The sequence below is a fragment of the Lachnoclostridium phocaeense genome, assembly GCF_959599685.1.
Classification (GTDB): Bacteria; Bacillota; Clostridia; order Lachnospirales; family Lachnospiraceae; genus Claveliimonas; species Claveliimonas monacensis.
Window position 1 is genome coordinate 38,473 of record NZ_CAUGIN010000022.1, and the last position, 7,362, is coordinate 45,834.

The following is a 7,362-nucleotide window of genomic DNA, read 5'->3' on the forward strand; positions in this document are numbered from 1 at the left end:
AAAGACAGGGGGACACTATGCCAGTATTTGATTTTAATAACACGCCGGAGGAGTCAAAAGCTCCCCAGTGTACTTATACAGTTTTTTATTCCAGTCACTCTCAGGCGGGACCGGATCACCCCATGCTCGTGCTGGACAACAGGGCCGGGCAGCTGAAGCACCATTCAAATGGGGCCTTTACCAACCCGGTGAGAAAGACCGCCTTTGAGTTTAAGACGGAGGAAGGCACAGTCAGCGCAGACATCCTGCGGATCGATGCCCGCTTTGTGAGCCTGCTGAAATGGCTGGGAGAAAATCATATTAACGTGCGTCTCTCCGGTGTGATCAAGGAGGGCACTTATGCGGTGTACAAGATCCGTGAGATCGCGTTTGGAGGAGGCTCCAAGCTCTCGGCGGAAGATGGATTCCTGCAGTTTATGATCGAGCGGCTGCTCTCCAGCGACGCTCCCTCAGAAGAAGAACCCGGAGAGGACGAGGAGGAGGCAGGTGACAGCATGAAGCTGACCAGCATCCAGAGCATTACGGATTTTATGAACTGCGCAGGCCGGACACTGCCGGATAATATTCGCCTCTGGGCCAGGAGAAACCTGGCTGTCGCGCGGTCCAATGAAGTGTCTGCAGAGGAGCGGCGGCACGCCCAGAGAGCGCTCTCTATTATGATGAACATCCAGTGGAAGGGAAACTATTTTGAGTCTATCGATCCCGTGGAGGCCCGCCGGATCCTGGACGAGGAGCTCTACGGCATGGAGCAGGTGAAACAGCGGATCATTGAGACGATTATCCAGATCAACCGGACCCACACACTGCCAGCTTACGGCCTTCTGCTGATCGGGCCCGCAGGAACCGGAAAATCCCAGATCGCCTACGCTGTAGCGCGGATCTTAAAACTGCCATGGACGACCCTGGATATGAGTTCGATCAACGATCCGGAGCAGCTCACCGGAAGTTCCAGGATCTATGCCAATGCAAAGCCGGGAATTATTATGGATGCCTTTTCCATGGCTGGCGAGTCCAATCTGGTCTTCATTATCAACGAGCTGGATAAGGCGGCAGCGGGAAAGGGAAATGGAAATCCTGCAGATGTACTTTTGACGCTGCTGGATAATCTGGGATTTACGGATAACTATATTGAGTGTATGATCCCGACAGTGGGCGTGTATCCTATTGCCACTGCCAATGAGAAAGATCAGATCAGCGCACCTCTCATGTCCAGGTTTGCCGTTATTGAGATACCGGACTATACTCCGGAGGAGAAGAAAGTCATTTTCTCGGAGTACGCACTCCCGAAAGTCCTGCGCAGGATCGGAATGGAGAAAAGTGAATGCAGCCTGACACCGGACGGACTGGAGGCTGTCATTGACCTGCACAGAAACACCAGCGGGATCCGTGATCTGGAGCAGGCTGCTGAGCACATTGCCGCCAATGCGCTGTATCAGATCGAAGTGGATCATGTAAAGTCTGTGACATTTGACGCTTCCATGGTGCGTGACCTGCTGGGATGATGACCAACAAAATAAGAAAAACAAAATGGTCCGGAATGTCCGTGCATTTCCGGGCCTTTCGCTTATACAGAAAGGGAAGAAACTATGCAGGATTTTAACTGGAAAGTCTGTTATCTCGTCCTGGTCAATTTTGTTACATTTGTAGCATTTGGAGTGGATAAAAGGAGAGCTGTCAGGAACAAATACCGGATTTCGGAAGCGACTTTGCTGGGACTGGCTCTTATCGGCGGCTCGGCTGGTGCGCTGGCAGGCATGTATCTGTTTCATCACAAGACAAGGAAGCCCTTGTTCCGAGTGATTCCGATACTTTTGGTGTCCCAGGCAGCCATTTTGTTCTTTTTTTAGAGCGTTCAGAAAGGCAAGTGAAAAAAAAGGACAGCAAGGAGATGTACAAATATGGGGAATTTGACAGAAATCACAGATTTTAATGCAGAGGCGCTGGATGTCTATGCCAGACTGACAGAGGCTCAGCTTTTGAATAAAGACAAGCCGGAAGAAGGGCTCTTTATTGCAGAGAGCCCCAAAGTAGTTATGCGGGCACTGGATGCAGGGTATGAACCTGTGTCCATTCTGACGGAAGACAGGAATATAAAGGGTGAAGCAGCGGAAGTGATCGACAGGTGTTCGGGCATACCGGTGTACACGGCTCCCTTTGAGGTGCTGACCCAACTCACCGGGTACAAGCTGACCCGGGGCCTCCTCTGCGCCATGCACCGGAGACCTCTGCCCCGGGTGGAAGAGCTGTGCCGGGAGGCAAAGCGCATCGCTGTTCTGGAAAATGTTATGAATCCCACCAATGTGGGAGCCATCATCCGCTCAGCCGCTGCCCTCCACATGGATGCAGTCCTTCTTACTCCCGGATGCAGCAACCCGCTCTACCGCAGAGCCATCCGGGTCAGTATGGGCACCGTCTTTCAGATCCCCTGGACATTCCTCAGTGAAGAAGAGGCGGGGAGATGGCCCAAGGAGGGCATGGCCTATCTGAAGAGCCTTGGATTTGCTACGGCCTCTATGGCGCTCCATGACGAGTCCGTGGACATTGACGCGCCTGCTCTGCGGTCAGAAGACAAGCTGGCGGTCATCCTGGGGACAGAAGGTGAAGGGCTGCAGGACGCGACCATAGCAGCCTCCGATTACACCATCAAGATCCCCATGAGTCATGGCGTGGATTCCCTGAATGTGGCGGCGGCCAGCGCAGTGGCTTTCTGGGAGCTGGGGAGGCAAAGTGGCTGCACCATGGAAAAAACACAGACGGAAAGGAAGTGCATTTTATGAGACTGTTTATCGCTATCCGTCTCTCAGATGGTATGCAGAAATCCCTTGTTGCCTGTATGCATGATCTCAAAAAGCAGGGGGTGGAGGGGAATTATGTCCCTGCCCGGAACCTGCATATGACCCTGGCTTTCATCGGGGAGTATGGTGACCCGGGAAAAGTGAAGGAAGTCATCAGTAAGGTGCCCCTTCCCAGCTTCCGGCTGGCGCTTTCGGAAAAGGGGAATTTTGGAAATATCCTGTGGGCGGGAGTAAAAGGAAACCAAAAGCTGAAGACGTATGTAAAAGAGCTGCGGGATGCGCTCAGGGAGAACGGTGTACCTTTTGAAAATGACAAATTTGTCCCGCACATTACCCTGATCCGGAAAGTTTCTGCTAAAAAGCCTTACCAGGTCCACCTCCCCAGGGCGGAGATGACAGTGGAGAACGTGTCTCTTATGAAGTCGGAGACAAAAAACGGGAAAGTTGTCTACCAGGAGTTGTAGAGTATGGGCATGGAAGAAGACAAATGGGACAGATTTTTACATATCCGGACAACAGGGCGGGATGACTCTCAGGCGGACCAGTACCGGTATCCTTATGAGCCAACCCCCTACTCTGTGCTGGAGAGGCTGGCAAATGCGGGTTATATCCGAAAGGGGAACACCGTGCTGGATTATGGGTGCGGCAAAGGCAGGGCGGATTTTTTCCTGTCCTGGCAGACAAGGTGCAGGAGCATTGGCGTCGAGTATGACAGGAGGATGCTGGAAAAAGCCGTGACAAACCAGAAGACGGCGGTCCAGTCGGACAGGACAGAGTTTGTACTGGCAGATGCAGAGCATTTTGCCGTGCCGGATAAAGTGGATCGGATTTATTTTTTCAATCCTTTTTCACTGGAAATCCTGCGCAAAGTCATGGGCCGCATACGGAAGTCCTGGTATGAGGCGCCAAGGGAAATCCTACTGTTTTTCTACTACCCGTCAGATGAATATGTGTCCTATCTGATGACAGTGGATGAACTGGACTTCCTGGACGAGATTGATTGCAGGGACCTGTTTCCGGGCGGAGATGTGCGGGAGCGGATCCTGGTATTTGCGTGCGGGCAGCGTGCAGCTGAATAAAGAAATTTTACATAAGGGAGGATGCTATGGCAAGGATCAGAGTGATCAGGAAGAATGATGCATACAATGCAGAGTATGAGATTGGCGACATCTTCGAGATTTCCGGTACCTGGTACGGGGGTGTGCATATTATAGGGAAATCGGGGATCCCGGTTTCTCTGGATAAGGATGAATATATGGAGCTGGACACAGAGCCGGAACCGACCGAGGAGAAAGGGAAAGAGCGTGATATCCAGGTGGGCGATATTGTGCGCCACTTCAAGAGAGAGTGGGTGTCTGATGAGACCTCCGAGTATCTGTATAAGGTGCTGGCCTTTGCGCAGCACACGGAGACCGGAGAGCGTCTGGTGATCTATCAGGCGCTGTATGCACCGTTTAAGATCTGCGCCCGGCCTTATGGCATGTTCATGAGCAGGGTGGACCGGGAAAAATATCCGGATGTAAAACAGACATACCGGTTTGAAAAACTGGAGGTGTGAGACAGTGACGTCAGAGAAAACAAAAGAACTGTACAGGATCCTGATGGAAAAGGGATACCCAAAAAAGTTCTGCGCAGAAATCGCATATAAACATATGAACACGGATTATACTGCCGGCAGAATGCTGGCATATCTGTACAGGGTCAGCAATCCCAGGATCGAGGATCTGGTGGATGAGATGCTGGCTATCCTGAGCGACAGGCAGCAGATCATGCAGAAGAAGGAGATGGAGCAGGCACAGGCAGTGATGAATGATGTCTACAGAAATGGCCTGTAGGAGACAGGAAGCAGAGGCAAAGGAGGCATGATTGCATGGCGCTTTACGCATTGGGAGATCTGCATCTGAGCTTTCAAAGCGATAAATCAATGGATAAATTCGGGAAAGTGTGGAGACATCACGATCGAAAGATCGAGAAATATGTCCGGCAGATCGTGAAGCCGGAGGATACACTCGTGCTCACTGGCGATCATTCCTGGGGCAGAAAACTGGCGGATTGCCGGGAGGATCTGGCGTTTATTGAAAGGTTCCCGGGCCGTAAGATACTCCTGCGGGGCAACCATGATATGTTCTGGGACGCCAAAAAGACAGAGCGTCTGAATGAAGAATACAGGGGGAAACTGTTTTTCCTCCAGAATAATTTTGCTGTGTATCAGGATTACGCGTTGGTGGGAACAAAAGGCTATACATTTGAGGGCCCCTTCTACCTGGATCATCAGGGACGAATTGTGGGGTGGGATGAACAAAAGGAAGAGCAGGCAAGAAAACTGGTGGAAAGAGAGATGGCCCGCCTGCGAAGTTCTTTTTCACAGGCTCGCGAGGCCGGGTACAAGAAATTTATCATGTTTCTGCATTACCCGCCCACCAACATACTGGAGAAAACCTCGCCCTTTACAGAGATTGCACAGGAGTACAATGTAACAGCTGTTGTGTACTCTCACTGTCATGGGGAGAGCCGGTTCGGGGACAGTATCCGGGGAGATTTCCAGGGGGTCCGGTACATGCTGGTGTCGGGAGATTACCTGCATTTTCATCCGGCGGCAGTACTGCCGTAAAAGTGCAGAGAAATATCCGGTAGAAAAAGCCGGCCTGTATTGAAGATTTTTTTCGGATATTCTATACTAATACATACACGACCAGTGAAATCAAGAAGAAAGATGGGGATGAAAAATGAAAATTGCAGTAACTTACGATGACGGAAATGTATTTCAGCATTTTGGAAGGACAGAGTTTTTTAAAGTATACGAGACAGAGGACGGCAAAGTGGTCTCCAGCGAGGTGATCAGCTCTAATGGCGTAGGACATGGCGCTCTGGCGGGCGTTCTGGCAGAGCAGTCTGTAGACGTGCTGATCTGCGGAGGCATTGGCGAGGGTGCGCAGGCGGCTCTGAAAGAGGCGGGCGTGGAGCTGTGCGCCGGCGCAGAAGGCAATACAGATCAGGTGGTGGAAGCCTACTTAAAGGGTGAGCTTGTCTCCACAGGAGCAAACTGTGACCATCATCACGGAGAGGAGCACAGCTGCGGCGACCATGAAGAAGGACATTCCTGCGGCGGAGGCTGCGGAGAAAGCTGTGGAGGCGGATGCGGTTCTGGGCCTGCTATTACCGGACGCAATGTGGGGAAGACATGCCGCACACACTACAAGGGCACTTTCAATGACGGAACGCAGTTTGACTCATCCTATGACCGCGGAGAACCGCTGGAATTTGTCTGCGGCGCAGGCCAGATGATCCGCGGATTTGACCAGGCAGTGGCTGACATGGAAGTGGGACAGGTAGTGGACGTTCACCTGATGCCGGAGGAGGCCTACGGCATGCCGGATCCCAATGCTGTCTTTACCGTTGAGATAGCACAGATGCCGGGCTCCGAGGACCTGGTTGTAGGGCAGCAGGTGTACCTGACCAACCCGTACGGACAGCCTTTCCCGGTTAAGGTGACGGCAAAAGAAGAAACAACGATCACTTTTGACGCAAACCATGAGATGGCAGGCAAAGAGCTGAATTTCCAGATTGAACTGGTGGAGGTAAAATAGAGCCGTATGGGATGTGTGTATTTTGTCCGGCATGGGCAGACCGTATGGAACGTGGAGGACAAGATCTGCGGCGCCACGGATATCGAGCTGACGGAGCTGGGGCATCAGCAGGCTGTTGAGACCGGAAAAAAGATAGTAGCAGAGGGAATCCGGGCAGATGAAATCCTGTATTCTCCTCTTGTCCGAGCGGCGGAGACGGCCCGGCATATCTCGGAGATCACCGGAATACCGGCCCGGATGGAGCCTCGGCTGAAGGAGCAGAATTTTGGAAAGTGGGAGTCCACTTCCCGTCATGGGGCAGAATTTAAGAAGGCAAAAGAAGAGTTCTGCTGCCGCAATGGCGGCGGTGAGTCCATGCTGCAGCTGGCTCAGAGAGTCTACAATCTCCTGGATGAGATCCGGGAGGAGGCGGATGAGAAAACCTATATCCTGGTGGCCCGCAACGGGATTGCCAGAGTTGTCCAGTCGTATTTCTTTGATATGACCAATGCAGAGTACGCGGCTTTCGGTGTGGAAAACTGTGCTGTGCTCAGGTATGAATTTTAGTTGCATGTAAATAAATATGCCGGCGGGGAATGGCGGTGCAGAAGCCGTGATTTTCCGCCGGTTTTTGACTGAAATTTTTGGGAGGGGCTCAATAAAGAATTGGATGCCTATATCTTTCCGATATAATCCGCGGAAGGATAGAATCAGAGAAAATGAGATTGATTATGTTCTGGTTGGAGACTACTACATTTCACATTCGGATCTGCTGGAAGAAGAACGACGTATTGGGAAATATGGGGTATGTACTGCAAAAAATAATGGGAGCTTGTATTCTTTTTCGAAAAGGAATATTGACAGCCGCAATAAAAGTTGTATACTGATAGTAACAGAACCCACCACGCCTCTGATTTTTTCATGCGCAACCCGGTGGGACTTTTTTATTTATGGGGTGTTTTATGTATCAATATCCAAAACAAATATTAACAATAGCACAG

The 7,362-nt window shown here is 51.4% G+C and carries 10 protein-coding genes; all 10 read left to right on the plus strand.

The annotated features are described in order from the left end of the window. Positions 1-17: 17 nt before the first annotated feature. Entirely contained in the window at positions 18-1,502 is a 1,485-nt protein-coding gene (locus tag Q5911_RS10560) for an AAA family ATPase (protein ID WP_303182659.1), read from the plus strand. Positions 1,503-1,586: 84 nt separating this feature from the next. Continuing rightward, on the plus strand, positions 1,587-1,847 hold the full coding sequence (locus tag Q5911_RS10565; RefSeq protein ID WP_303182660.1) for a DUF1294 domain-containing protein: 261 nt from the start codon (positions 1,587-1,589) through the stop codon (positions 1,845-1,847). 51 nt (positions 1,848-1,898) lie between these two features. Next, positions 1,899-2,777, plus strand: coding sequence for a TrmH family RNA methyltransferase (locus tag Q5911_RS10570; protein ID WP_303182661.1), 879 nt, complete (start codon positions 1,899-1,901; stop codon positions 2,775-2,777). Continuing rightward, entirely contained in the window at positions 2,774-3,259 is a 486-nt protein-coding gene (thpR, locus tag Q5911_RS10575; RefSeq protein ID WP_303182662.1) for an RNA 2',3'-cyclic phosphodiesterase, read from the plus strand. The genes Q5911_RS10570 and thpR overlap by 4 nt, the downstream gene beginning before the upstream one ends. A 3-nt stretch (positions 3,260-3,262) precedes the next feature. Then, positions 3,263-3,874, plus strand: a complete 612-nt coding sequence (locus Q5911_RS10580; RefSeq protein ID WP_303182663.1) for a class I SAM-dependent methyltransferase — start codon at positions 3,263-3,265, stop codon at positions 3,872-3,874. Between the two features lie 26 nt (positions 3,875-3,900). Continuing rightward, the gene (locus Q5911_RS10585; protein WP_303182664.1) at positions 3,901-4,353 is read left to right on the plus strand and encodes a DUF1653 domain-containing protein; all 453 of its coding nucleotides are present in this window, start codon (positions 3,901-3,903) and stop codon (positions 4,351-4,353) included. Positions 4,354-4,357: 4 nt separating this feature from the next. After that, positions 4,358-4,630 (plus strand): hypothetical protein, encoded by a 273-nt coding sequence (locus Q5911_RS10590; RefSeq protein ID WP_303182665.1) that lies wholly within the window; start codon positions 4,358-4,360, stop codon positions 4,628-4,630. Positions 4,631-4,665: 35 nt separating this feature from the next. After that, positions 4,666-5,406 carry a metallophosphoesterase gene (locus Q5911_RS10595; RefSeq protein WP_303182666.1) on the plus strand — a complete coding sequence of 247 codons (741 nt, stop codon included), beginning with the start codon at positions 4,666-4,668 and terminating at the stop codon, positions 5,404-5,406. Positions 5,407-5,521: 115 nt separating this feature from the next. Next, positions 5,522-6,382 (plus strand): FKBP-type peptidyl-prolyl cis-trans isomerase, encoded by an 861-nt coding sequence (locus tag Q5911_RS10600; RefSeq protein ID WP_303182667.1) that lies wholly within the window; start codon positions 5,522-5,524, stop codon positions 6,380-6,382. A 6-nt stretch (positions 6,383-6,388) separates the two neighbouring features. After that, a complete protein-coding gene (locus Q5911_RS10605) occupies positions 6,389-6,928 on the plus strand; it encodes a histidine phosphatase family protein (protein ID WP_303182668.1) in 540 nt (179 codons plus the stop codon). Positions 6,929-7,362 lie beyond the last annotated feature (434 nt).

Coding starts and splice junctions, on each gene's coding strand:
- Q5911_RS10560 (WP_303182659.1), top strand. CDS start 18: ATGCCAGTATTTGATTTTAATAACACGCCGGAGGAGTCAAAAGCTCCC.
- Q5911_RS10565 (WP_303182660.1), top strand. CDS start 1,587: ATGCAGGATTTTAACTGGAAAGTCTGTTATCTCGTCCTGGTCAATTTT.
- Q5911_RS10570 (WP_303182661.1), top strand. CDS start 1,899: ATGGGGAATTTGACAGAAATCACAGATTTTAATGCAGAGGCGCTGGAT.
- thpR (WP_303182662.1), top strand. CDS start 2,774: ATGAGACTGTTTATCGCTATCCGTCTCTCAGATGGTATGCAGAAATCC.
- Q5911_RS10580 (WP_303182663.1), top strand. CDS start 3,263: ATGGGCATGGAAGAAGACAAATGGGACAGATTTTTACATATCCGGACA.
- Q5911_RS10585 (WP_303182664.1), top strand. CDS start 3,901: ATGGCAAGGATCAGAGTGATCAGGAAGAATGATGCATACAATGCAGAG.
- Q5911_RS10595 (WP_303182666.1), top strand. CDS start 4,666: ATGGCGCTTTACGCATTGGGAGATCTGCATCTGAGCTTTCAAAGCGAT.
- Q5911_RS10600 (WP_303182667.1), top strand. CDS start 5,522: ATGAAAATTGCAGTAACTTACGATGACGGAAATGTATTTCAGCATTTT.
- Q5911_RS10605 (WP_303182668.1), top strand. CDS start 6,389: ATGGGATGTGTGTATTTTGTCCGGCATGGGCAGACCGTATGGAACGTG.